A 23,184-nucleotide genomic window follows, 5' to 3' on the forward strand; every position below is an offset into this window, starting at 1 on the left:
CGACCCGCTCGGCGTCGACAGAGGGCGCGAGGCCTTGTCGGTGAGCCGCCGAGTCGGTGGCCGTGACGCTACGCGGGAGCCGTCGGCCCCGGCGTCAACCCGCTGGTGGACAACGGGTAAACCCTGGCGGTAGGCCCCGCGCGGCAGCGGACCGGGCACCGTACGGTCTTCGCCTCCACCGGCCGTGGTACCGCGTACGGTTGACGCCGCGCGCCGGGTCCGCGAGTAGGCTGCGCCGATGCAGCGTCCGCGGGTGCCGATACCCCGATCCCCCCTGTTCCTGGACACCGGCATCGCGACGGCGGTCCTGGGGTGCGCGCTGCTGCTCGGCCGCCAGGACACCGGCGAGGGATATCCGCCGCTGGACGCGGCCGGCTTCCTGCTGACGCTCGCCGTCCACCTGCTGCTGTGCTGGCGGCACCGCCACCCGGACGCGGTGACGGGCGGCATCTTCGCCCTGTGGACGGTGTACATCGCGCTCGGCTACTGGCCGGTGGTGAACAGCCTCGCCGCACAGCTGGCCCTCTACACCCTCGCGTCCACCCGCCCGCCGCGCACGGCGGTCACCGCGGGCGCGGCCCTCGGAGTGATCTGGCTGTACGGAGGCTTCGTGGCCCCCGAAGGCTCGGTGGCGGCAGCCGCCGCCCTGGGGATCGTGGTTCCGGCCGTACTGGTGAGATTCGGCCAGTCCGCGCGCGAGTCCGAACGCCGGGGGCAGCGGCTGGCCGAGCTCGCCGCGCAACTCCAGGAGGAACGCGACGCCAAGGCGCTCCGGGCCGTGGCCGAGGAGCAGGCGCGGATCGCCCGCGAGCTGCACGACGTGATCGCCCACCACATATCGGTGATCGCCGTGCAGTCGGGGCTCGCCGACTACGTCTTCGACACCGATCCCGGCACCGCCCGGAAAGCCCTCGGCACCATCGCCGACACCTCCAGCGAGGCCCTGGAGGAGATGCGGCGGATGCTGACCCTGCTCCGCGCGGGGGACAGCGCCCCCGAGTCGTACGCTCCCATGCCCACGCTCGGCGGTCTCGCGGACATGGCCGCACGGATGGACGCCGGGGGCGTGCCCGTCGAGCTCGTTGTGGAGGGAGAGCCCCGGACGCTGCCGCCCGGTGCGGAGCTGTGCGCCTACCGGGTGGTGCAGGAGGCCCTCACCAACGTACTGAAGCACGCCCGGCCGGGCGGTGCCGTGGTGACGGTCCGGTACGAGACCCACCGCCTCCTGGTGAGCGTCACGGACGACGGGCCGGGCCCGGATCCGGCCAGAGTCGACGCCGGGGGAGGCCATGGCTTGATCGGGATGCACGAACGCGCGAAGCTCTACGGCGGTGCCGTGACGACAGGCCCAGGCCCCGAAGGGGGCTTCCACGTGCGGCTGACACTGCCGACCTCCACCGCCACGGCAGGAGAGACGCAGGCCGACACCTGAAGGGGGAGCGGCCGGCCATGACGATCCGCGTACTCGTGGTCGACGACCAGTACCTCATACGCGCCGGCATCGTGGGACTGCTGGAGGCGACCGACGGCATGACCGTCGTCGGGGAGGCGGGAGACGGCGACGAGGCCGTCGCCCAGGCCGCCGGGCTGCGGCCCGACGTCATCCTGATGGACATCCGCATGCCCCGGATGAACGGCATCGACGCGGCGCGCCGGATCCTGGCCGACGCCGCCGAAGGGGCGGGCCCGCCGCCCCGGATCCTGATGCTCACCACCTTCGACCTCGACGAGTACGTCTACCGGGCCCTGCGCGCGGGCGCCAGCGGCTTCATCCTCAAGGACACCGGCCCGAAGCGGCTGCTCGCCGCGGTGGCGGCGGTCGCGGGAGGCGACGCCCTCTTCGCCCCGAGCGTGACGCGGCGCCTGGTGGAGGCCTTCACCCGCACGTCGGAACCCGGCGAACCCGTCGAACCCGGCGCACGGCGACCGGAGATCGCGCAGCTCACGGCCCGCGAGACGGAGGTGCTGCGACTGGCGGGCACCGGCAGGTCCAACGCGGAGATCGCGGAGCGGCTGTTCATCTCCGAGGCGACCGTCAAGACGCACCTCAACCGCACCATGGCGAAGCTCGACCTGAACAGCAGGGCGCAGATGGTGGTGCTGGCGTACGAGACGGGTCTCGTCGCGCCCGGCGGGAGTCCACGCACGCCCTGAGCGGGGGAGCGGAGCCCCTCACGGCCCGTCGACGAGGCTCTGGATGCCGGGGGCGTAGAGGTCCGCGAGGCGGTCGGTGGTGGTGTGGGCGGTGGCGCCGTCGGGGCGGTGCAGGCTCAGCGTGGCGCCCAGGCCCAGGAGCTGACCGGCGATCAGCTCGGCGCGCAGCCGGGCGTCGGGGCCGGTGAGCAGGCCGGTGAGGTGGTCGGTGACCTGCTCGCGGAAACGGGCGCGCAGCAGGGTGCGCTCGTCCTCGATGCCGAGCGAGAAGACCACGCGCAGGAGGGGGTCGCCGCGGAGCCGGTCGCGGAGGTCGACCATGGTCAGGACCAGGTGCCGGCCGAGACCGGGAAGCGGAGCCCCGAAGAGCTCGGCCGCGGCCGGACGGAAGTCGACGACCGTGTTGAACAGGGCTTCCTTGGTGCCGAAGCGCTTGACGATCAGGGAGGGGCTCACCCCGGCCGCCGCGGCGATGCCGCGCATGGTGACCTCGGCGTACGGCTTGAGCGTGAACGCCCGCCGTGCGGCGCGGATGATGGCATCGCGTCCGGTCCCCGGGCCCTCCTCCGCTCCCGGCCGTCCGAACTCCGGGCCTCCGTCCCCTCCAGTCCGTCCTGGCTCCGGGTCCGTCCCCGCTCCTGGCCGTCCTGGCTCCTGGTCCGTCCCCCCTCCCGGCCGTCCTGGCTCCTGGTCCCTGCCCGCTCCGTGCCTGGGGGAGACCCCGGCGTGCGGGCGGATGCTTCGATCCGGGTCGGCGGTGGCCGGAGAGGTGGCTTCGTCGGCGGTGCTCATGCGTTCCCTCGGGCGGCGCTGGCGGGTGGTGACACCGTGACCGTACCGCCCGGCCGTTCGCCGCCGCGCGCGGTGTCCCGGCCCGGCCGGTCGGACGGCAGCAGGAGGGTGGCGACGAGGGCGGCGAGAGCCGCTCCGGCGGCGACCAGGAAGATCAGCAGGTACGCGTGGAGCGTCGGTGCGGTACGGCCGTGCGCCACGAAGGTCACACGGGCCAGCACGGCGGTGACCACGGCGCTGCAGCAGGCCTGCCCGACGGAGCGCATCAGGGTGTTGAGGCCGTTGGCCGACGCGGTCTCGCTCACCGGTACGGCCCGCATCACGAGCGCGGGCAGCGCGGAGTACGCGATGGCGGTGCCGCAGGCGACCACGGTGGCGCCGGCGACGATCAGCCACAGGCTGTGGCTGGTGAAGAAGCGCACCACGTAGCCGACGGACATGACGACGGCCGCGACGGCGAGCGCCGTGCGGGGACCGTACGTGGCGGAGATCCGCGCCGAGAGAGGCGACAGGGCCACCATCGCGAGCCCGCCGGGCAGCAGGCAGAGTCCGCTGACGACGAGGGAGGCGCCGAGGCCGTACCCGGTGCTCGTGGGCTCCTGCACGAGCTGGGCGGTGACCAGGGAGTTGGCGTAGAACGAGAAGCCGATCAGCAGGGCCGCGACGTTGGTCAGCAGCACGGCGGGCCGGCCGGACACCCTCAGGTCCATGATCGGGGACGGGGTGCGCAGTTCGTACCGGCCCCAGAGCAGCCCGACGACCACCGAGGCGCCGAGCAGGCCGAGCGTCGGCACGGACGTCCAGCCCCAGTCGGAGCCCTGCGTGATCGCGAGGAGCACACCGACCAGCACGACGGCGAGTCCCAGCGTGCCCGGCACGTCGAAGCGCCCCGGGGACCGCACGCCCGACTCCGGCACGATCGCCAGCACGAGCAGGAGGTCGAGCAGGCCGAGCGCCGCGGACGCCCAGAACATGGTGTGCCAGTCGAAGTTCTCCATCACCACGGCGGCTATGGGCAGCCCGATCGCCGCGCCGATGCCGAGGGTGGAGCTCATCAGCGCGATCGACGGCAGGACGCGTTCGGCGGGCAGCTCGTCGCGGATGATGCTGATGCCGAGCGGGATCACCGCGAGAGCCGCGCCCTGGAGGGCCCGGCCGGTGATCAGTACGCCGATGTCGGAGCTGAGCGCGCAGAGCACGGAACCGAGGGTGAGCACCCCGAGCGACGCGAGGAGCACCCGCCGCTTGCCGTACATGTCGCCGACCCGCCCGAGCACCGGGGTGAACACCGCGCCGGTGAGGAGGGTCACGGTGACGAGCCAGCCCGCGGCGCCGGTGCTCGCCCCGGTCAGCTCGGGGACGTGCGGCAGCAGCGGGACGACGAGGGTCTGCATGACGGCGACGACCATGCCGCAGAAGGCCAGGACGGGGACGACGAGCCGGGAGAGGGCGGGTGCGGGCGGCGGGCCGGGCGGGGACGCCGAGAGGGGTTCCGATGCGGATCCGGCGACGGACATCGTGCTCCAGAGGCGGTGCGAGGGCGGGAGGCGGAGGGGGTGCACACGTGTTCACCCCCAGGGTAAACACGTGTGCACCCATGGCCAAGGCCGGGGTGCCGGTTCCTGCCGGGTCACGTGCCCCGTCGTGCCGGGCGCCGTGGGGCGGGTGATCCTGGGGACATGGGTGACGCCTCCCCGCACCGACTGCCGACCGCCTACCGGGCGGCGGCGCGCGGGGCGCTGCGCGTCACGCTCACCGCCGCGGCCGGCTTCTACGTACTCCTCTACGGCTTCGACTCGGCGATCGCCGCGACGTACGCGCTGTTCGGCGCGATCGCCATGGCCGGGCTCTCCCGCATCCCCGGGTCCGGGCGCCAGCGGGCCGTGGTGCTGCTGGGCGCGGTACCGGTGTGCTGGGTGCTGATCACGCTCGGCACGTACCTGTCCGTGCGGACGTGGAGCGCCGTGGTCGGCATGCTGGTCGTCGGGTTCGCACTGGCCTTCATGGCCGTCGGAGGGCCACGGTTCGCGGGCGCGGCGACGGGCCTGCAGCTGATGTACATCCTGCCGTCGTTCCCGCCCTACGACCCCGGTTCGCTGGGCGAACGCCTGGGAGGGGCGACCTTCGGACTCGTCCTGCTGATCATCGCGGAGGTCACCCTGCTGCCCGAGCCGGCGGCCCTGCCCTACCACGAGCGGGCCGCCCGGGCCGCCGCGGGCGCGGCGGACTGCGCGGACCGGCTGCGGTCCGCCCCGTACACGCTGCCCGAGGCCCAGCTGCGCACCGCCCGGGCCCTGAGCACGGGCCTCCGCTCCTCCCAGGTCCCGGAGGCCGAGCGGCCGGCCGGGGCGGGGGTGCGGCCCAGGGCGCTGGCCCACATGGGACTCGCGACGCGCACCCTGCTCGGACGGCTCGTGGTGATGCCGCCGCCCGCGGCGGTCCGCGCGGTACCCTCCGGCGCGGCCGAACAGCCGGGGGCGGGAGGCACCGACCCGCTGCGGGCGGTCGCGGAAGCGGCGCGGGAGACCGCGGCCCGGCTGCGGGGCCGAGCCCCCGACGGCCGGGCGCACGCCCGGCTGAGGCAGGTCCGGGAGGCACTCGCGGCGGCCGAGGGCGCCACGCCCGCCGCGCTGCGCCGCAACGCGGCGCTCCTGGAGGTGACGGACGCGGCGCTCGCCATGTCCACCGCGGCCGACATCGCCGTACGGGGACGGGCGGCCGACCCACCGGCGCCCGGCCGGTTCTGGTACGCGCGGATGCGGGCACCACGACTCTGGTGGCGACGCCTCTCGGGCCACGTCGGCGGCCGGTCGGTGTTCTTCCAGAACGCCGTACGGATCAGCCTCGCCCTGGCGGCGGCCCGGTTGATCGCGGGCATCGACACGCTCCCGCACGGATTCTGGGTGCTGCTGGCCACCCTGACCCTGACCCGCACGACGGTACGGGAGACCCGGACGACGGAGCGGATCGCGCTGACCGGCACGCTCGTCGGCGCGCTGGTCGCGGCGGCCCTGCTGGCGCTGGTCGGCACCGACATCGAGGTCTACGCGGTCGCGCTGCCGCCGCTGATGCTGGTCACCTTCACCCTGGGGCCGGTGAAGGGCGTCGGGTGGGCGCAGGCGCTGTTCACGGTGGTGGTCGCCCTGGTCTTCGCGCAGCTGGCACCCGCCACCTGGCAGCTCGCCGAGTTCCGGCTGCTCGACGTGCTGACCGGCAGCGCGATCGGCGCGGTGTTCGGGCTGCTGGCCTGGCCCCGGGGGGCCCACGACGAGCTCCGGCGGTCGGCCGCGGTGCTCCTGCGGATCGCCGCGGAGATCGTCGTGGCCACGACGGCGCAGATCGCGGCCGGCGGACGGCGTGTGCCGGTGCTCACCGCACCGGGACACCGGTCGCTGCAGCACGCCCTGGTCCTGGCGGAGTCGGCGTACGCGCAGTACCAGAGCGAACCCAAGGGGCCCGGGCGGCCGTCGTCCGGCCAGGACTGGCAGGCCGCGCTGATCGCCGGGCACCACACGCTGTGGGGCGCCGACCGGCTTCTCGTACCGCCCGAGCCGGTCGTGGTTCCGCCGCTCGGGACGGAAGCCGCGGAGTCCGTCGTCCGCGCGGGCGACCGGGTCGCGGCGGGCATGCTGCTGACCTCCGCCCGGATGGATCCCAGCGGGGACACGCCGGAGGCGCCCGACACGCCGGTACCGCCCCACGCCACGGCGCTGCCCTCCCTCACGGCCGCCCTCGCCGCCGACCCGCCCGGCGCACCGCGCGCGTACTACGCGACCGTGTCCTGGCTGGCCAATCTGACGACGGACCTCGTACGCCTCGCGGGCGACGGCGCCGCCGCCCCCGACGGCGGGCCCGACGCCGCCCCCGACGGCCACCGCGGCGCATCGTCCTGAATCCGCCCCCTGGCGATCCGCTGGGCATGCTCATGACGCCGTAGCCTGAGTTCCTTTGCGGAAGTCCGCTTCTGACGGAACGCCACGTTCGTACGAAAGGACTCAGGTGCCCTCGATACGCAGCGCACTCGCGCTCCCCCTCGCCGCGCTCCCCCTCGCCCTGGCGACCCCGCCCGGTGCGGCCGCCGGTGCGACCACGACCACGACCACGGCCACGGCCACTGCCGTCACCGCCGTCACCGTGGAGGAAGCCCGGCTCGACCGGGCCGCACCCCGGGAGATCCTGAGGCTCAGCGGATTCGACTCCCTGGCCCCGCGGTTCGCCGACGCCCTCTCCGGTGCCGACACCTTCGCCGCCGCCGAGAAGACGGTCGTCCGGTACGGATCGGGGCTCTGGCGGCGCGCCGTGGACCGGGCCCAGGGCAGGGCAGGGGCGGGAAGCGGCCTCTCGCGCGACGACGACCGGCCGCTGTACTGGTCACGACTCGCGCTCACCCGTGAACTCCGCTCGTGGCAGCCCGGATTCACCCTCACCGAGGAGGGCAGGACCCGACTGCTCGATCGCCTCGAACGCTCCTCGCGCGGCCAGGACTCCCTCCGCTACCCGGCGGGGAAGGGCGTGAAGCGCATCCTGCTGACCGGCTTCGACCCGTTCACGCTCGACCGGGACACCCGGATCAGCAACCCCTCGGGGGCCGCCGCGCTGGCGCTGGACGGCACCTGGCTGCGGACCTCCGACGGCTCCCTCGCCCGGGTGGAGACAGCCGTCTTCCCGGTCCGCTGGCAGGACTTCGCCGACGGCACGGTGGAACGGACCCTGCGACCGCACCTGCCGGAGGTGGACCTCTTCACCACGGTGAGCCAGGGCCGTCCCGGCCGGTTCGACATCGAGCGGACCAACGGCGCCTGGCGCGGCGGATTCCCCGACAACGAGAACCTGTCCCGCACCGAGGCCGTACCCGTCGCCGATCCGGGCACACAGCCCCAGTGGACGGCCACGACCCTCCCGTACACGGCGATCACGGCCGCCTCCACCGGCCGCTTCCCGGTGTACGACAACACCTCTGTGACCGAACTGCCGGCCGGGTCCGACACCCCCGTGGTCCGCCCCGACGGGCCGACACCCGGCTCCGCCGCCCGCGCGGGCGGCGGCGGGAACTACCTGTCCAACGAGATCGCCTACCGGGCCACCCTGCTGCGCGACCGCCTCGGCCTGACACGGCTGCCCGGCGGGCATGTGCACACGCCGGTCCTCGAGTTCGGCCCCGGAAACACCGACCCGGCCACGGGAACGGTCACCGACACCGAGTTCGTACGGAACCGGCTCGACATCATCGCCCAGGTCCGCGCGATCGTCGCCGTGGCCGCCGGTTCCCGGAGGTCCGGGTGATCCGGGTGATCCGGGGTTCCTCGTCTCCGCGCTCCCGGGCGCAGAGTCCCGGCTCGCCAGGGGAGGCCCCGGCGATCAGGTGAGGCCCTCGCGGTCGGACGACGCCCCCGCGATCGGACGAGCCCCGCGATCAGGTGAGGCCCCGACCCGTGCGGCCACCCCGAACGCCCCGCCCGAGCGGGGGCAGCGGCTCCAGGGCCGCGTGCCAGGCGGGCGGGAGGGCTCCGGTGCCCGTGCGGGCGGCGACGACCCCGCCCGCGACGGCGCAGGTGGTGTCGATGTCGCCCCGCCCGGCGACGGTGGTCCACAGGGCCTCCTGCAGGTCGTCGAGGTGTCCCGCCGCGCACCAGAGGGCGTAGGGCGCGGTGTCGGGTCCGGACATCCGGTAGCCGGAGCCCAGGACCTCCGCCGCGTGCCGCACCGATGTGTGCGCCGGCATCCGGGCCGCGATCCGCAGCCCGGACCGGACGTCGCTGTCGGGGAGCCGTGCGGCCACGGCGTGGAGGAGGTCCGCACGCACCGGTGCGGGCCCGCCGCGGCTGCGCGCCGCCAGGGCGGCGGCGAGGGCCACGGCCACCGCGGCGGCGACCGCCTCCGGGTGGTGGTGGGACACCGCGCTCTGGCGTGCGGCCAGCTCGGCGACGACGTCGAGGTCGGCGGCGTGCCAGGCCCCCAGCGGGGCGACGCGCATCGCCGCGCCGTTGCCCCAGGAGCCCTGGCCGGCGAACTGTCCGGCGACCACGTCCCGCCAGGGCTCGCCCGCTCCGATCCGGCGGAGCACGTCGTGCATCGAGGCTCCGTAGCCGCGGTGGGTGTCGTCGGCGTAGGCCTCGGCGAGACGCACGGCGAGACGGTCCTGGTCGACGTCCCCGCCGCCCTCGGCGAGCTCCCGGACGAGGACCACCGCCTGGGCGGTGTCGTCGCTCCAGCGCCAGAGCGGCTCGGGCGGCAGCGTCCGTGCCTCCAGGGCCGTGGTGCCCTCGCGGCGCAGGATGCCGAACCAGCGGTCGCCGAAGGCGTCACCGAAGGCGAGTCCGGACAGGGAGTCCGCGGCGGCGGAAGGAAGGTCGATCATCGCGGCAGTATCACAGGGCCACGGCGGCCCGGGCACTCCGATTTCTCCGCGGTCCCCGCGCGCGGGGGCGGGCGTCCGGGCGTCGGTAGAGTGCCCGGAGACAAGAGAAGAGATCCTCCGATGGACTCCCGCACAGCCCGCACCATCCGCACTGCTCGCACAGTCCGCATACGGTCCAAACTCGCGAAGGCTCCGTACCTGGTCGGGGGCAGTCACTCGATGGGCGCCGAACACCACGGGTTCCGCCTCGGCCCGCGTGTCGGGCCCGACCGGCTGGACGCCTTCGAGCGTGAACACCGCATCGTACTGCCGTCCGCCTACCGACAGTTCCTCGTCGAGCTCGGAGGCAGCGGCGCCGGCCCCTTCTACGGCCTGCTTCCCCTGGAGCGGTGCAGGTTGTACACCATGGATCGCCAACTCCCGGACAACACCCCGAGGGGATTCCACCACGTCCACCACCCCGACGCGCTCGGGGGAGACCGGTTCCTGAACGTCGTCGAGATGGGCTGCTCCGACCTGTGCCTCGTCGGCGTGACCGGACCGCTCACCGGCCGCGTGGTCACCGGCAATTCGAGCGGATTCCTGCGCCCGAACGTCTCCTCGGCCCCGGACTTCCTGAGCTGGTACGAACGCTGGCTGGACCACATGCGCGACGGCAAGGACAACAGCGCACTGGGACTCACCTCTCCGGCGACCGTCGCCCACGCCCCCTCGGGCCCGAGGGCCACCGCCCGGAGAGCGGGACGGCTCCCGTCCGGGGACGGCTCCGCGTGACGGCGTACCGGCGCTGCCCCGCCCGACGGCCGGGCCGCGTCGGCGGAAAGCCTCCGTCGGACGGGCCCGCGCGTGGTACGAACCCCACGTACGCATCCGGCGACGGAAGGGGAATCGGAATGGACCACGACGGTGCGAAGGCGCGGACGGTGTCGGCGGCGGAGCTGTTCGACGGCCTGGGGATCGAGTACGAGCGCGCCTTCGTCCGGCTGCCGGCCCAGCGGGCGGCGATCGAGTGGCTCACCGCACGGCTCGCCGCGGGGGCCAGGGTCCTCGACGTCGGCAGCGGCACGGGCCGTCCGGTCGCCGATCTCCTGGCGCGCGCCGGCTGCGAGGTGACCGGCATCGACGTGTCCGCGGAGATGGTCGCCCTCGCGAGCGCCCAGGTGCCCGGGGCCCGCTTCGAGCAGTGCGACCTCCGTGCCTTCGACGCACCCGAGGGCAGCTTCGACGCGGTGTGCGCGTTCTTCCCGCTGATGATGATGACCCGGGCGGAGGCGTCCGCCGCTCTCCGGCGCATGGCCGGCTGGCTCGCGCCGGGCGGGTTCCTGGTGACCGCGACCGTGCCCGCGGACGTGGAGGACGTCGAGATCGTCTGGATGGAGCGTGCGGTGCGGGTCTCCAGTTTCCCGGTGGAGGAGTACCTGCGCCTCCAGCGGGAGGACTGCGGCCTCGACGTGCTGCACCACGCGGTGTCGTTCTTCACCCCGGACGACGACCGCGCCGCTCCCGAGGAGCACCTCTTCACGTACGCCCGCCGCCCGGCCCTCGCGGAGGGCGTGGGGGAGGCGGACTGAGGCACGTCCGCGCTCGAAGCGGTCTCTGACGTATCGTCAATTGACGGTGCATCAGTTATTGACGGTTCATCGGCCCGGTCACAGAATGCGGTCACCCGACGGAGGGATCGCCCGTGCCTCGACCGTTGCGCGTCACAGCAGCCGCCCTGACCCTGCTCCTCGTCACCGCTTGTAACTCCGCCTCCACCGGTGGAAGCGGCCCTTCCTCCGTACGCGGAGTCACCGCCGACTCGATCAGGGTCGGTGGGATCGTCTCCATGACGTCCGCCAGCGGCTACTCCAAGAAGGACACCGACCTCGGCGCCCGAGCCCGCTACGACCGGGCCAACGCCGAGGGCGGCGTCAACGGCCGGAGGATCGAGTACCTGGGGGCCGAGGACGACGGGCAGGATCCGTCGAGGAACCTCGCTGCGGCCCGCAAGCTCGTCCAGCAGGACAAGGTCTTCGCGGTCTCTCCCATGAGCTCGGTGACCTTCGCCGGGGCCGACTTCCTCGACGCCCAGAAGGTGCCCACGGTGGGCTGGGGCACGCTCCCCTCGTTCTGCGGTCCGGCGCATCTCTACGGCTTCAACGGCTGCCTCGTCCCGACGCCCGGCGGTACGCTCAACCAGACCTGGCCCGAGGGCCTCGCCTCCGTACTCGGCGGCTCGCGCGGCAAGTCGGTCGCGCTGATCGCCGGCGACAACGACGCCGGCAAGTTCGGCATCCGCACCTTCACGCAGGGCTTCAAGGCGGCCGGCTTCCAGGTCGCCTACGCCAAGGCCGTGGTGCCCGCGACCTCGATGCCGAGCGACTGGTCGGCGTACACCAAGGAGATCCTCCGCTCCGGCCCCGGCGGCGCCGCACCCGACGCCGTCGTCTCCGTGATGCAGACCCCGTACAACATCGGCCTGTTCACCGCGCTCAAGCGCTCCGGCTACCAAGGGGTCATCTCCGATCCGACGGACTACGACCCCGGGCTCCTCACCAAGGACGCGACGAAGCAGGCCCTCGACGGGGTATATGTGCTGCTCCAGTTCCAGCCCTTCGAGTCGGACACCCCCGCGATGCGGCAGTTCAAGACCGACGTCAAGAAGGCCGCGGGCGGCAAGGACGTACCCCTCAACATGCACATCATGACGGGGTACATGAGCGCCGACCTCTTCCTCTCGATCGCCGCCAAGGCCGGCAAGGACCTCTCCGTCGACTCCTTCCAGAAGGCCGCCGTCGGCTTCTCCGACACCGGAACGCTCGTGGGTGACCGCGCCGAGCCCAAGGGCCAGAAGGAGAGCTTCGGCTGCGGCGCACTCGTCCGGCTGAAGAACGGGCGGTACGAGGTCGCCGTGCCGTTCACGTGCTATCCGCCGATCCCCTTCGGCTGAGGGGCGCGTCACGTGGGTGACCTGCTGGGCTTCGTCCTGAGCGGGCTGGTCTCGGGCGCGCTGTACGCGCTGCTCGCGACCGGCCTCGTGCTCTCCTACTCCGCCTCCGGGCTCTTCAACTTCGCGCACGGAGCCACCGCCTACCTGTGCGCGCTCGCGTTCTACGAGCTGCACTCCGGATTCGGCTGGCCGGCCGTCCCCACCGCCCTGCTCCTGGTCTGCCTCGTGGCGCCCGGCCTCGGCTGGGGCCTCGACCGGCTGATGTTCAGAAAGCTGGTCGGGGCCGGGGAGACGGCACAGATCGTGGCCACCATCGGGCTGCTCGTCGCCCTGCCCGCCGCCGGACTGTGGACGGTCGAACTCCTGGAACGGGCGGGCGCCCCGGTCGTGCCCGCCGAGAACCAGTACGGGCTGCCCGGCGTCGGGCCCAGCCCCGCCGTGTCCTGGCAGCCGCTCGACGGCGTGGGCATCGACTCCGACCAGCTGATCACCTGGATCGCCACCGCCCTCGCGGCAGCCGCCCTGTGGGTCCTGATGCGGCACACCAGGCTCGGCCTCCAGCTGCGGGCGGCCGTCGACAACCGGGCCCTGACCGAACTGCGGGGCATCAGCGCCGACCGGCTGTCCTCGATCGCGTGGATGCTGTCGTCGGCTCTCGCGGGCCTCGCCGGGGTCCTCGCCACCCCGCTCCTCGGACTCTCCGCACACGACTACACGCTGTTCCTGTTCGTCTCCGCCACCGCCGCGGTCCTCGGACGCTTCCTGTCGGTGCCCCTCGCCTTCGCCGGCGGCCTCGGACTCGGAGTCCTCCAGAACCTGGTGGCGGGATACGCGTCGTTCGCCGAGGACATCACCGGCTTCCGCACGGCCGTACCGTTCCTCATCCTCTTCGCCGGCCTCGTGCTCCTGGGGCGCCGGCGCCGCCGCGCGGCGGGCACGGCCGCCGCGGACCCGCCACCGGCCGACCACCTCGCCGGGAAGGGGTGGGGCCGCCGCTGGGGCGCGTGGGCGGTCGCCGGAGCCCTCCTGGCCACGGCCTTCTACACCGTCACCACGCCCTTCTGGAGCGGGATCCTGGCCCAGGGACTCGCGATCGGGCTCGTCCTCATGTCGTTCACGGTGGTCACCGGGCTCGGCGCGATGGTGTCGCTGGCCCAGGCGACGTTCGTGACCGGCGCGGCCCTGGTGGCCGGGCTCCTGATGAGCCACGGCTGGCCCTTCGTCGCCGCGGCCGCGGCCGGCACCGCGGCGGCGGCCCTCCTCGGCGCGGTGGTCGCGCTCCCCGCACTGCGGCTCGGCGGCAGATCACTGGCCCTCGCCACCCTGGCGCTCGCCTTCCTCGCCGACCAGGTGCTCTTCCAGCTCGGCGGGCTCCGCAACGGCGACACCGGGTGGGAGATCCCGAGGCCGGTGGCCGGACCGCTGGACCTGGGCGACGACCGGGCGCTGGGGCTCGCGCTCGTGCTGCTCAGCGCGGTGGCGGTCGCGCTCCTCACCCGGCTGCGCGGCTCCCGCTGGGGCCGGGCCGTGCTGGCCGTCCGCTCGGCCCCCGAGGCCGCAGCGGCGTCGGGGGTGTCGGTGGTACGGACGAAGCTCCTGCTCTTCACGGTGTCCGCGGGCCTCGCGGGCTTCGGAGGGGTGCTCTACGCCTCGTACAACACCAGGATCACGGCCACGGACTTCACGGCGATGACGGGCCTGGTGTGGCTGGCCGTCGTGGTCGCGGCCGGAGTCCGCAGACCGCAGTACGCGGTCGTGGCGGGGCTGGTCCTCGCGGTGGCCCCGCATCTGCTGACGACGTACGTGACGGAGTCCGCGCACCTGCCGGTGATCCTCTTCGGCCTGGCGGGGCTGGCACTGGCGAACGACCCTGACGGGTACTGCGCGGCGCTCCCGTCGCGGCTCGCGGCCCGCCGCGCGGCCCGACGCGAGGGCCTGGCGGGTGCCGTCCCTCCGCCCCGCGCGGCGCGGTCGGTGGAGCGGGCCGAGGGCCCCCGACACCCGGAGGGCGGAATCACCGTCGCGCCCGGAGACATGACCGCCACCGCGGGCGGACCGTCCACGCCCGCCGCCACACGTGCCGCGGGCACCGCCCCGGAAGGAGGCCGCGGCCCCCACGAAGCGCCGGCCGTGCTCGAACTGAGCGGCGTCCACGCCGGGTACGGCGGAGCGCCCGTGCTGAACGGCGTGGACCTCGCGGTGCGCGGTGGCGAGGTACTGGTCCTGCTCGGGCCCAACGGGGCCGGGAAGTCCACCCTCTGCAGGGTCGCCGCGGGACTGCTGCGGCCGGCCGGCGGCCTCGTGCGGGTACGGGGCGAGGACGCGACCCGCGACGAGACGGTCGCCCGCGCGCTCCGCGGGGTGCGGCTGGCCCCCGAGGGGCGCGGCATCTTCGCCGGGCTCTCCATCGAGGAGAACCTCACCCTGCAGCTGACGGCGGCCGAGGACCGCGACGCCGTGTACGCGCGCTTCCCCGCACTCGCCGCCCGCCGCACGGTCGCCGCCGGGTCCCTGTCGGGCGGCGAGCAGCAGCTCCTCTCCCTCGCCCCGCTCCTCCAGCGGCCACCGGCGGTCCTCGTCGCCGACGAACCCTCCCTCGGCCTCGCGCCACGCGTCGTGGACGAGGTCTTCCGTCTCCTGACGGAACTCCGCGACCAGGGCACCGCGCTCGTCCTCGTCGAGGAGAAGGCCGCCGACGTGCTCGGCATCGCCGACACCGTCGCGTACCTCGCACAGGGCGAGATCGCCTGGTCCGGGCCCCGGTCCGAGGTGGACCGGGACCGGCTCGCCGAGGCCTACCTGGGAACGGGAGTCCGCCGATGAGCCAGGCACTGCTCCGCGCGAGCGGGATCGACGTCCGTTTCGGCGGCGTCCACGCCCTGCGCGACGTGGCCGTCTCCGTCCGCCCCGGCGAGGTCTGCGGCCTCATCGGCCCCAACGGCGCGGGCAAGACGACCCTCTTCGACGTGCTGTCGGGGATGCGGCGGCCGGACGCGGGCTCGATCTCGTACGACGGTACGGACATCACCCGCCGATCCCCCGTCTGGAGGGCCCGGCACGGCATCCGCCGGACCTTCCAGCGCCAGCAGCTCTTCGGACAGCTGACCGTCACGGACAACCTGGTCGTGGCGCAGGACTGGCGGGGCGGAGCCCGGCCCGCGGCACGCCTGCGCCGGGCGCGGGCCGCCGCCGTCCTCCACGAGTGCGGGCTCGACCCGCTCGCCGGTACCTACGCGGGCGCCCTGCCCGTCGGCCGGGCCCGCATGGTCGAACTGGCCCGCGCGCTCGCGGACCCGCCCCGGGTCCTGCTCCTGGACGAGCCCGCGTCCGGGACGACGGCGCAGGAGCGACGCGAACTCGCGGCCGTCATCCGTCACATGGCCGACGAGGAGGGATGCGCGGTGCTCCTCGTCGAACACAACGTGGCCTTCGTGATGGAGCTGTGCTCACGCGTCGTGGTGCTCGACCTCGGCCGGGTGCTCGCCGAGGGGACGGCGGCCGAGGTCCAGGCCGACCCGGCGGTGCGAGAGGCATACCTCGGCACCGGCCCGGACCCGGGCGGTGCGACCACCGAGCTCCCTGACGCCGGTGCCTGATGCGCCCCCGTCATGACGGCCGGGGCCTTCCACCGGTCGCCGGCCGACGAGGCCACTCGGAACGTCCCGCTCAGTCGTCGAACCACACGACGAGGCGCACGTTGTCGTCACCGTGCTGTTCGGCGAGTTCTCGCATGGCTTCCCAGACGGGTTGCCACGCGCCGGTTTCGCTGACGGCGTCTCTGCGGCGGAGGGTGACGGACCTGTAGAGGGTGTCCCCGACGAGCCACTCGCTTCCGTCGGGCCACTCCCGCACCTCGCCCGGTTCGAGACCGACGGCCTCGACGAACGCCGGGCTCCAGGAAGCCTTGCCCGTCATCCTGAGCCCGCCCGGAGTCTGGCGGTACTCGTGCAGCCGGCTGTCGGGCTTCTCCGCGGGCTCGTCCCAGTCGGCGGCCTTCACCTCGGCCCACGTGATCCACGTGATGCCGTGAAAGCCGTCTTCGCCGTACCACTCGGTCAACTGGGCGAAGCGCGCCCGCACGGTGGCCGAGGCATCGGCGGGAAACCCCCGGCCTGCGGCCAGGGGACGGAAGTTCGCGAAGTTCCTGACCCCGAAGAGACAGCCGAACGCGTCGTAGTTGCGGTCATCGTCAAGGGAGCTGAGGTCGTGTGCGCCACACCAAGCCGACTCCTGATCGTCTCGCGGCATTCGATACTCGATGAAGCCGCTGATGTCTGTACCCATGCCAGGCATTCTCCTGACGCCGCCCCACGACGGCGTCCGCGCGCCCGGAGCGCAGCTCAGACCGCAGTCCGCTCCAGCAGCCACGAGTGGAGAGCGGCGTAGTCGCGGTCGGTGAGTCCCCGGCGCGCGTCGACGCGGTGGAGCAGGGCGGGCCCCGGGTGATGAGCGGCGACCCAGACCCGGTCGGCGTCCGTGACCTCGTCGTCGACCCACACGAACGTACGCCCGGCCGCCCGAGCGACGAGGGTACGGGTCTTCCAGTGGAGACCGGCGTGTTCGTCCTGCTCATCGAGGTCGGACACCTCCGGCCAGACCACCACGTCCAGGCGTGGAAGACCGATCAGGGGAGCGATGAACTCGTTCGCGTCCTCCTCCCACGTCGTGGCCCAGACCACCTCGCAGCCGAGCGCGGCCAGCTTGGTTCCGTGCTCCGGATCGATCCTGGAGAGCAGCGGATGGGCCTCGGCCTCGCGCGGGTCGAGACCGGTCGGATAGATCGGGTACTGGCGCGGGTCCGCCCCGAACGGGATGAGCGGTCCGTCGACGTCGAGGAACAGCAGCGGAAGCCGTGCGGAGCTGGTCACAGAACCACCCCCTCAGACCGGCACGCGGACGAAGCCCTCGGTCCAGTCGTCCTCATCGAGCTCGTACTCTCCGATCTCGAAGCAGTCCGGCTCGTCGACGAAGCCTGGCAGGAGACGCGCGCGGCGCATCCCCTCCGCGGCCGCCGCCTCGGAGGAGTAGATGCCGAGCAGCTTGACGTCGTCGCCGTCCTGCTCGTCGATGAACACGCCCCCGTCGTCGACGTGAACCGTCTCGTCGTCGGGGCCGGCTTCGTTCTGGTGCCCGATGTGCCAGAGGGGATAGACCTTCACGGGCGCAGGGTAACCCGGACGCAAGCGGTGAGGATCTCGGGCGGAGCACTAAGACGGTGTCTCAAACGGCGGTGGCGACATGCCGGGGTCTGATATTCCCGGGCCGAACGGACAAGCCTCCTGTTACGCTGAGGGAGACGTAGACCGTGTATCGAGGAGTCGCAGACGTGGTGGGTGACGACGACATCTCCGGGTGAGATCCGGATCTGACGGCCACTGGGCGTGCTGAGGAAGCGCCGCCGGAGTGGTTCGTTCGTCGTACCTCCTTCTCCCACACCTGCCCGGGGCGGAGCTGTCTCCACCCCCAGCCCTCTTGAGGTCTCACCATGTCCGACGTCTCTGTCGTCTGCTCGAACCTGTCCTTCGCCTGGCCCGACGACACCCCGGTCTTCGACGACCTGTCCTTCGCCCTGACCTCCGGCCGTACCGGTCTGGTCGCTCCCAACGGCTCCGGCAAGAGCACCCTGCTCAAGCTGATCGCCGGTGAACTGCGGCCCTCCGCCGGCTCGGTGACCGTCAGCGGCACGCTCGGTCACCTCACTCAGGAACTGCCCCTGACAGGTGACCTCACGGTCGCCGAGGTGCTCGGTGTCGCCGACGTGATCCGCGCCCTCGACGCCGTCGAGTCCGGGGACGTGAGCGAGGAGCACTTCACCACCATCGGCGACGACTGGGACATCGAGGAGCGCACCCGCGCCCAGCTCGACCGGCTCGGCCTCGCCCGGCTCGCCCTCGACCGGAGGCTGAGCACCCTCAGCGGCGGTCAGGTCGTCCAGCTCGGCCTCGCCGCACAACTCCTGGGGCGCCCCGACGTCCTGCTGCTCGACGAGCCGACCAACAACCTCGACCGCGACGCCCGGCACCGGCTGTACGACGTGCTGTCGGACTTCAAGGGCCTTCTGCTCGTCGTGGCCCACGACCGCGCCCTGCTCGACCGCATGGACGGCATCGCCGAACTCGGCGGCTCACGGCTGCGGTTCTACGGCGGCAACTTCACCGCCTACGAGGAGGCCGTACGCGCCGAACAGGAGGTCGCGGAGAAGAACGTCCGCAACGCCGAGCAGGAACTGAAGCGCGAGAAGCGGGAGTTGCAGCAGGCGCGGGAACGCGCCGACCGCCGCGCGAGCAACGCCTCCCGCAACCTCAAGAGCGCCGGGCTGCCCAAGATCTTCGCCGGCACCATGAAGCGTGGAGCCCAGGAGTCCGCGGGCCGGGCCGGGCAGATGCACGCGGCCCGGGTCGGCGAGGCGAAGGCCCGTCTCGACGAGGCCGGGCGCGCCGTGCGCGAGGAGCAGCGCATCACGCTGGACCTGCCCGACACCCAGGTGCCCGCGGGTCGCGACCTCTTCCTCGGCGAGGGGATGCAGGTCCGGCACGCCGGGAAGGACGTCTTCGCGCAGGGCGGCATCGACCTCTCCGTACGCGGCCCCGAGCGCATCGCGCTGACCGGGCCCAACGGTGCGGGCAAGACCACCCTGATGCGGCTGATCACCGGTGAACTCACCCCGGTCGAAGGCGAGATCAAGCGCGGCGACGGTCGCGTCGCCTATCTCTCCCAGCGCCTGGACCTCCTGGACCCGGAGCGCACCGTCGCGGAGAACTTCGCCGCCGCCGCGCCCGCGCGTCCCGAGGCGGAGCGCCTGAACCTGCTCGCACGCTTCCTCTTCCGCGGCCCCGGGGCGCACCTGCCCGTCGGCGCGCTCTCCGGCGGCGAACGGCTGCGCGCCACCCTGGCCTGCGTGCTGTGTGCGGACCCGGCCCCCCAGCTGCTGCTGCTCGACGAGCCGACCAACAACCTCGACCTGGTCGGTGTGGGTTGGCTGGAGAGCGCGCTCGACTCCTACCGGGGTGCGTTCCTGGTGGTCAGTCACGACGAGAGGTTCCTCGCCGGGATCGGGGTGAACCGCTGGCTGCGGCTGGCCGACGGGGTGCTCGGGACGACGGGGGCTCCGGAGGTGTGAGCCGCCGGTGCGTTCAGCGGCCCGCCTCCGAGGCCTCGTGCCCGGCGGGCCGACCCTCGATCACACCGGACGGATCCCCGTGCCCCAGCCCGCCCTGCTCGCCCATGAAATCGTCCGCGTCCTGGGGGGCCGCCGCGTCCTCGACGGCGTGTCCCTCACCGCCTCGCCCGGCCACCGCATCGGCCTGATCGGGGAGAACGGCACCGGCAAGTCCACCCTCCTGAGGGTGCTGGCCGGTGTGGACGAAGCCGATTCCGGGAGCGTCACCCGCCCGGCAGACCTCGGCTTCCTGCACCAGGAGCTGCCCTTCGCAACCGCCTCCACCGTCTCCGCCGTCCTCGACGAGGCACTGCGCGAGGCCCGTGAGGACCTCGCGCGGCTGGAACGGCTCGGCGAGGAGCTGGGACGCGTCCCGGAGGACGATCCGCGTCACCCCGGGCTGCTCGACGCGTACGGCAGACTCCTCGAACAGGTCCAGGACCGCGAGGCCTGGGACGCCGACCGCCGCGCGGCCCTCGTCCTCACCGGGCTGGGCCTCGGCGCGCTCGGCCACGACCGGACGGTGGGCTCGCTGTCCGGCGGACAGCGCGGCCGGCTCGCCCTGGCGGCGCTGCTCGTACGCCGGCCGGCGGCGCTGCTGCTCGACGAGCCGACCAATCACCTCGACGACGGTGCCGCCGCATTCCTGGAGGAGCAGGTGCGCGGCCTGCCCGGAGCCGTGGTCCTCGCGAGCCACGACCGGGCGTTCCTCGACGCCGTGTGCACCGACCTGATCGACCTCGATCCCGCGGTCGACGGGCCGGTCCGCTACGGCGGCGACTACAGCGCCTACGTGCGCGAGAAGCACGCCGAGCGGGAGCGCTGGGAGCGCCGCTACGCCGAGGAGCAGGAGGAGCTGGAGGCGGTGCGGTACGCGGCGGGCGTGACCGCGCACCGGCTCGCGCCGGACCGGGGACCCCGCGACCACGAGAAGATGGGATACGGCCACCGGGCGGGCCGCGTCCAGAGCCAGATCTCCCGTCGCGTACGCAGCGCGACGCGACGCCTGGGGGAGCTGGAGCGCACCCGGGTCGCCGAACCACCGACCCCTCTGCGGTTCGCGGCGCCCCCGCCGGATGTGCCGGACACGCTCCCGGCGGACGGCCCGGAGCCCTTGGTGTCCCTGCACGGTGTGCGCGTGCCGGGACGGCTCGTCCTGCCCGGCCTCGTCGAGGTGTCGACAGCTGAACGGCTTCTGGTCACCGGGGACAACGGAGCCGGCAAGTCGACCCTGCTCGCCGTGCTCGCGGGACGCCTCACTGCCCGGGGCGAGGTACGCAGGCGGCGCGGGCTGACCGTGGGGCTGCTCACGCAGGACACCGTCTTCGACCGGCCGGAGCGCACGGTACGGGACACGTACGCGCGGACACTGGGCCCGGAGCGGGCCGAGCGGATGCCGCTGGCGCGCCTCGGGCTGCTGGCGGAAGCGGACCTCGACAAGCCCGTCGGGCAGGTCTCGGTGGGGCAGCGCCGCCGCCTTGCGCTGGCACTCCTGATGGCCCGGCCACCCGGGCTCCTTCTGCTCGACGAGCCGACGAACCACCTCTCGCCGCGCCTGTGCGACGAGCTGGAGACGGCGCTGGGCAGCGGCCCGGGCGCGATCGTGCTCGCGAGCCACGACCGCTGGCTGCGCCGCCGGTGGCAGGGGCGCGAGCTGCGGCTGGAACCGGTGGAGGAGTAGGCCGCCGGGCGGGCGCCGGCCCGCCTGAACACCCCGGCGGCGCCTCCACCTCGTGCAGGCGCCGCCGGGGTGCGGGAGCAGGACTCAGCCGCGGATGATGTTCTCCGCCTGGGGGCCCTTCTGGCCCTGGGTGATGTCGAACGTCACCGTCTCGCCCTCGGTCAGTTCGCGGTATCCGTTGCCGGAGATGTTGGAGTAGTGGGCGAAGACGTCCGGTCCGCCGCCGTCCTGGGCGATGAAGCCGAAGCCCTTTTCGGAGTTGAACCACTTCACGGTGCCGCTGGCCATGCTCGTCCTTCTGGTCAATTCAGCGGTGGCCCGGAGGTGGGCCACCCCGGGCGTCCCCATCGGACGCCCGAACCAGTACTGCCCCAGTGCCCCCGTGCCTACACCCGTTCACGGGATCTTGCTCCGGAGAGCCGCGATGTCGTCGCCGACGCCGGGCGCGAGCCTTGGCCGATTCGCGCTCTATCGGTGCGTACGGCCGGAGCCTGATCGCGCTCGGGCCGCAGGCGCAGCGGCTTGCCGCGTGGGCCGCGGAGATCCAGGTCGAGACGCGAGCGGTCTTCTCGCTGTCCCGTACGACTCTGGGCGCGGCGAGAGACCCTACGCGTTCTCCAGGTCGGTGAGCGTCGTGTGGAGCCAGGCGAGTTCCGCGCGGGTCGTGGCGCGGGCCACGGTGAGGATGCCGTGGCGGAACGGATCGTCCAGCTCCTCGGCGCGCAAGGGGCGCTCGCCGTCGTAGAAGAAGCTGGCGGGCTCCTGCAGGAAGGCGAGGCGGCGCCGGAGGACGGCGGCCTGGGCGGTCGGCTCGTCGAGGTGACGCAGGAAGGCCAGGAGCGTGAACCAGCGGTTCTCGTCCGTCACCTCGGGTCCCTCGGCCTCCGCGAGGCGGCGTCGGAGTTCGTCCCGGCCGGCGGGGGTGAGGGTGAGGACCTGCCGGGGGGCGGCGGAAGGTCCGGGCCGGGACTCCCGTACGAGCAGGCCGCTCTTCTCCAGGCGCTTGATCGCCGGGTACAGCGTGGACTCGCCGACGGGACGGACGTGGCCGGTGAGGGCGGTGATGCGCTTGCGCAGCTCGTAGCCGTGCAGCGGTGTCTCGTAGAGGAAGCCGAGGATCGAAAGTTCCAGCATGCCCGCATTCTCTCGCATGACGACGATGCCGTAGTACTACGGTGACGTAGTACTGTGATGGCGAAGTACGCGAGAGGGGAGCGGAACAGTGCGCGAGGCGCGAATCGACGAGCGGGGCAGCGTCATCCGGTGGACCGAAGCGGTCGGGGAGGGGCCCGCCGTGGTGTTCGTCCACGGCCTGGGCGCCGCGTCCACCGTGTACCACGCCCACATCGGGGCCCGACGTGAACTCGCCGGCCGGCAGGTCCTCTTCGTCGACCTGCCGGGGCACGGCATCAGCGACCGGCCCGCCGACTTCGGTTACTCCCTGGAGGATCACGCGGACGCCCTGGCCGCCGCGCTCGACGCGGCCCGGGTCCGCGAAGGGGTGATCGCCGGTCACAGCATGGGCGGAGCGGTCGCCGTAGTCCTCGCCCACCGCAGACCCGACCTGGTCGGGAGGCTCGTCGTCACCGAGGGCAACCTCGACCCGTTCCCGCCGCCCACGGCGGGCAGCAGCGGCATCGCGTCGTACACGGAGGAGGAGTTCGTACGGGGCGGGGGCTTCGCCCGCGTCCTCGAACGCGTCGGCCCCACCTGGGCGGCCACGATGCGCCTCGCCGACCCCCTGGCCCTGCACCGGTCCGCCGTCCACCTGGTGCGGGGAACCGACCCCGTGATGCGCGAGATGCTCCTCCGCGCACGCGTGCCCCGTGTCTTCCTGCAGGGAGAGCGGAGCGGCGACCTCCCGGGCGCGGACGCGCTCCGGGCGGCCGGCGTGGACGTCGTGACCGTCCCGGACGCCGGCCACAACATCATGTTCGACCACCCCGAGGTCTTCGCCCGGGCGGTGGCGGGCCGGCCACTGCCCTGAACCGTGGGGGGGGCCCCGGGGGGGGCGGGCGGGGCGGGGGGGGGGCCCGGGGGGGGGGCCCCCCGCGGGGGCGGGCGCCCGCCCGCTGGGGGGGGGGGGCGGGGCAGGGGGAGGCGGTGCC

Annotated in this window: 20 protein-coding genes; 12 read left to right on the plus strand and 8 right to left on the minus strand. The window is 73.4% G+C overall.

Annotated elements, in window-relative coordinates:
• The first annotated feature begins 253 nt into the window (after positions 1-253).
• Together ACFV2S_RS10125 and ACFV2S_RS10130 are read left to right on the plus strand one after the other, a co-directional pair.
• Positions 254-1,432, plus strand: coding sequence for a sensor histidine kinase (locus tag ACFV2S_RS10125; protein ID WP_385556003.1), 1,179 nt, complete (start codon positions 254-256; stop codon positions 1,430-1,432).
• A gap of 17 nt (positions 1,433-1,449) precedes the next feature.
• Positions 1,450-2,154 (plus strand): response regulator, encoded by a 705-nt coding sequence (locus tag ACFV2S_RS10130; protein WP_385556005.1) that lies wholly within the window; start codon positions 1,450-1,452, stop codon positions 2,152-2,154.
• A gap of 18 nt (positions 2,155-2,172) precedes the next feature.
• Here ACFV2S_RS10130 and ACFV2S_RS10135 read toward each other — a convergent pair whose 3' ends face one another.
• Together ACFV2S_RS10135 and ACFV2S_RS10140 are read right to left on the minus strand one after the other, a co-directional pair.
• Positions 2,173-2,691, minus strand: coding sequence for a TetR family transcriptional regulator (locus ACFV2S_RS10135; protein ID WP_385556255.1), 519 nt, complete (start codon positions 2,689-2,691; stop codon positions 2,173-2,175).
• Between the two features lie 251 nt (positions 2,692-2,942).
• Entirely contained in the window at positions 2,943-4,463 is a 1,521-nt protein-coding gene (locus tag ACFV2S_RS10140; protein WP_385556257.1) for an MFS transporter, read from the minus strand.
• A 162-nt stretch (positions 4,464-4,625) separates the two neighbouring features.
• Here ACFV2S_RS10140 and ACFV2S_RS10145 point away from each other — a divergent pair, with 162 nt between their 5' ends.
• A complete protein-coding gene (locus ACFV2S_RS10145) occupies positions 4,626-6,839 on the plus strand; it encodes an FUSC family protein (protein WP_385556007.1) in 2,214 nt (737 codons plus the stop codon).
• 115 nt (positions 6,840-6,954) lie between these two features.
• The gene (locus ACFV2S_RS10150; RefSeq protein WP_385556259.1) at positions 6,955-8,229 is read left to right on the plus strand and encodes a pyroglutamyl peptidase; all 1,275 of its coding nucleotides are present in this window, start codon (positions 6,955-6,957) and stop codon (positions 8,227-8,229) included.
• A 130-nt stretch (positions 8,230-8,359) separates the two neighbouring features.
• On the opposite strand, the gene ACFV2S_RS10155 is transcribed toward ACFV2S_RS10150, so the two are convergent.
• Positions 8,360-9,304, minus strand: a complete 945-nt coding sequence (locus ACFV2S_RS10155; RefSeq protein ID WP_385556009.1) for an ADP-ribosylglycohydrolase family protein — start codon at positions 9,302-9,304, stop codon at positions 8,360-8,362.
• 120 nt (positions 9,305-9,424) lie between these two features.
• Between ACFV2S_RS10155 and ACFV2S_RS10160 the strand changes: the two genes are divergently transcribed.
• The 5 genes from ACFV2S_RS10160 (at position 9,425) to ACFV2S_RS10180 (ending at position 15,832) form a co-directional block, all read left to right on the plus strand.
• Complete coding sequence (locus tag ACFV2S_RS10160) at positions 9,425-10,078, plus strand: SMI1/KNR4 family protein (RefSeq protein ID WP_385556011.1); 654 nt, start codon at positions 9,425-9,427, stop codon at positions 10,076-10,078.
• Between the two features lie 119 nt (positions 10,079-10,197).
• Positions 10,198-10,875 (plus strand): class I SAM-dependent methyltransferase, encoded by a 678-nt coding sequence (locus tag ACFV2S_RS10165; RefSeq protein WP_385556013.1) that lies wholly within the window; start codon positions 10,198-10,200, stop codon positions 10,873-10,875.
• Between the two features lie 113 nt (positions 10,876-10,988).
• Positions 10,989-12,236 (plus strand): ABC transporter substrate-binding protein, encoded by a 1,248-nt coding sequence (locus tag ACFV2S_RS10170; RefSeq protein WP_385556014.1) that lies wholly within the window; start codon positions 10,989-10,991, stop codon positions 12,234-12,236.
• 12 nt (positions 12,237-12,248) lie between these two features.
• A complete protein-coding gene (locus tag ACFV2S_RS10175) occupies positions 12,249-15,059 on the plus strand; it encodes an ATP-binding cassette domain-containing protein (RefSeq protein ID WP_385556016.1) in 2,811 nt (936 codons plus the stop codon).
• A complete protein-coding gene (locus ACFV2S_RS10180) occupies positions 15,056-15,832 on the plus strand; it encodes an ABC transporter ATP-binding protein (protein WP_385556018.1) in 777 nt (258 codons plus the stop codon). The genes ACFV2S_RS10175 and ACFV2S_RS10180 overlap by 4 nt, the downstream gene beginning before the upstream one ends.
• A gap of 70 nt (positions 15,833-15,902) precedes the next feature.
• Here ACFV2S_RS10180 and ACFV2S_RS10185 read toward each other — a convergent pair whose 3' ends face one another.
• The 3 genes from ACFV2S_RS10185 to ACFV2S_RS10195 are packed head-to-tail and all read right to left on the minus strand — an operon-like array spanning position 15,903 to position 17,395.
• Positions 15,903-16,520: a hypothetical protein gene (locus tag ACFV2S_RS10185; RefSeq protein ID WP_385556020.1), complete on the minus strand. Its 618-nt coding sequence runs from the start codon at positions 16,518-16,520 to the stop codon at positions 15,903-15,905.
• 56 nt (positions 16,521-16,576) lie between these two features.
• Positions 16,577-17,104, minus strand: a complete 528-nt coding sequence (locus tag ACFV2S_RS10190; protein WP_385556022.1) for an HAD domain-containing protein — start codon at positions 17,102-17,104, stop codon at positions 16,577-16,579.
• 12 nt (positions 17,105-17,116) lie between these two features.
• Positions 17,117-17,395: a hypothetical protein gene (locus ACFV2S_RS10195; protein WP_385556024.1), complete on the minus strand. Its 279-nt coding sequence runs from the start codon at positions 17,393-17,395 to the stop codon at positions 17,117-17,119.
• Between the two features lie 326 nt (positions 17,396-17,721).
• Between ACFV2S_RS10195 and ACFV2S_RS10200 the strand changes: the two genes are divergently transcribed.
• Together ACFV2S_RS10200 and ACFV2S_RS10205 are read left to right on the plus strand one after the other, a co-directional pair.
• Positions 17,722-19,356 carry an ABC-F family ATP-binding cassette domain-containing protein gene (locus ACFV2S_RS10200; protein ID WP_385556026.1) on the plus strand — a complete coding sequence of 545 codons (1,635 nt, stop codon included), beginning with the start codon at positions 17,722-17,724 and terminating at the stop codon, positions 19,354-19,356.
• Between the two features lie 79 nt (positions 19,357-19,435).
• On the plus strand, positions 19,436-21,076 hold the full coding sequence (locus tag ACFV2S_RS10205) for an ABC-F family ATP-binding cassette domain-containing protein (RefSeq protein WP_385556028.1): 1,641 nt from the start codon (positions 19,436-19,438) through the stop codon (positions 21,074-21,076).
• An 84-nt stretch (positions 21,077-21,160) separates the two neighbouring features.
• Here ACFV2S_RS10205 and ACFV2S_RS10210 read toward each other — a convergent pair whose 3' ends face one another.
• Both ACFV2S_RS10210 and ACFV2S_RS10215 read right to left on the minus strand, forming a co-directional pair.
• The gene (locus tag ACFV2S_RS10210; protein ID WP_147981444.1) at positions 21,161-21,364 is read right to left on the minus strand and encodes a cold-shock protein; all 204 of its coding nucleotides are present in this window, start codon (positions 21,362-21,364) and stop codon (positions 21,161-21,163) included.
• A 318-nt stretch (positions 21,365-21,682) separates the two neighbouring features.
• A complete protein-coding gene (locus tag ACFV2S_RS10215) occupies positions 21,683-22,210 on the minus strand; it encodes a PadR family transcriptional regulator (RefSeq protein WP_385556031.1) in 528 nt (175 codons plus the stop codon).
• 88 nt (positions 22,211-22,298) lie between these two features.
• Between ACFV2S_RS10215 and ACFV2S_RS10220 the strand changes: the two genes are divergently transcribed.
• Positions 22,299-23,063 (plus strand): alpha/beta fold hydrolase, encoded by a 765-nt coding sequence (locus ACFV2S_RS10220; RefSeq protein ID WP_385556033.1) that lies wholly within the window; start codon positions 22,299-22,301, stop codon positions 23,061-23,063.
• Positions 23,064-23,184: the final 121 nt, after the last annotated feature.

The organism is Streptomyces sp. NPDC059695, assembly GCF_042733785.1.
Classification (GTDB): Bacteria; Actinomycetota; Actinomycetes; order Streptomycetales; family Streptomycetaceae; genus Streptomyces.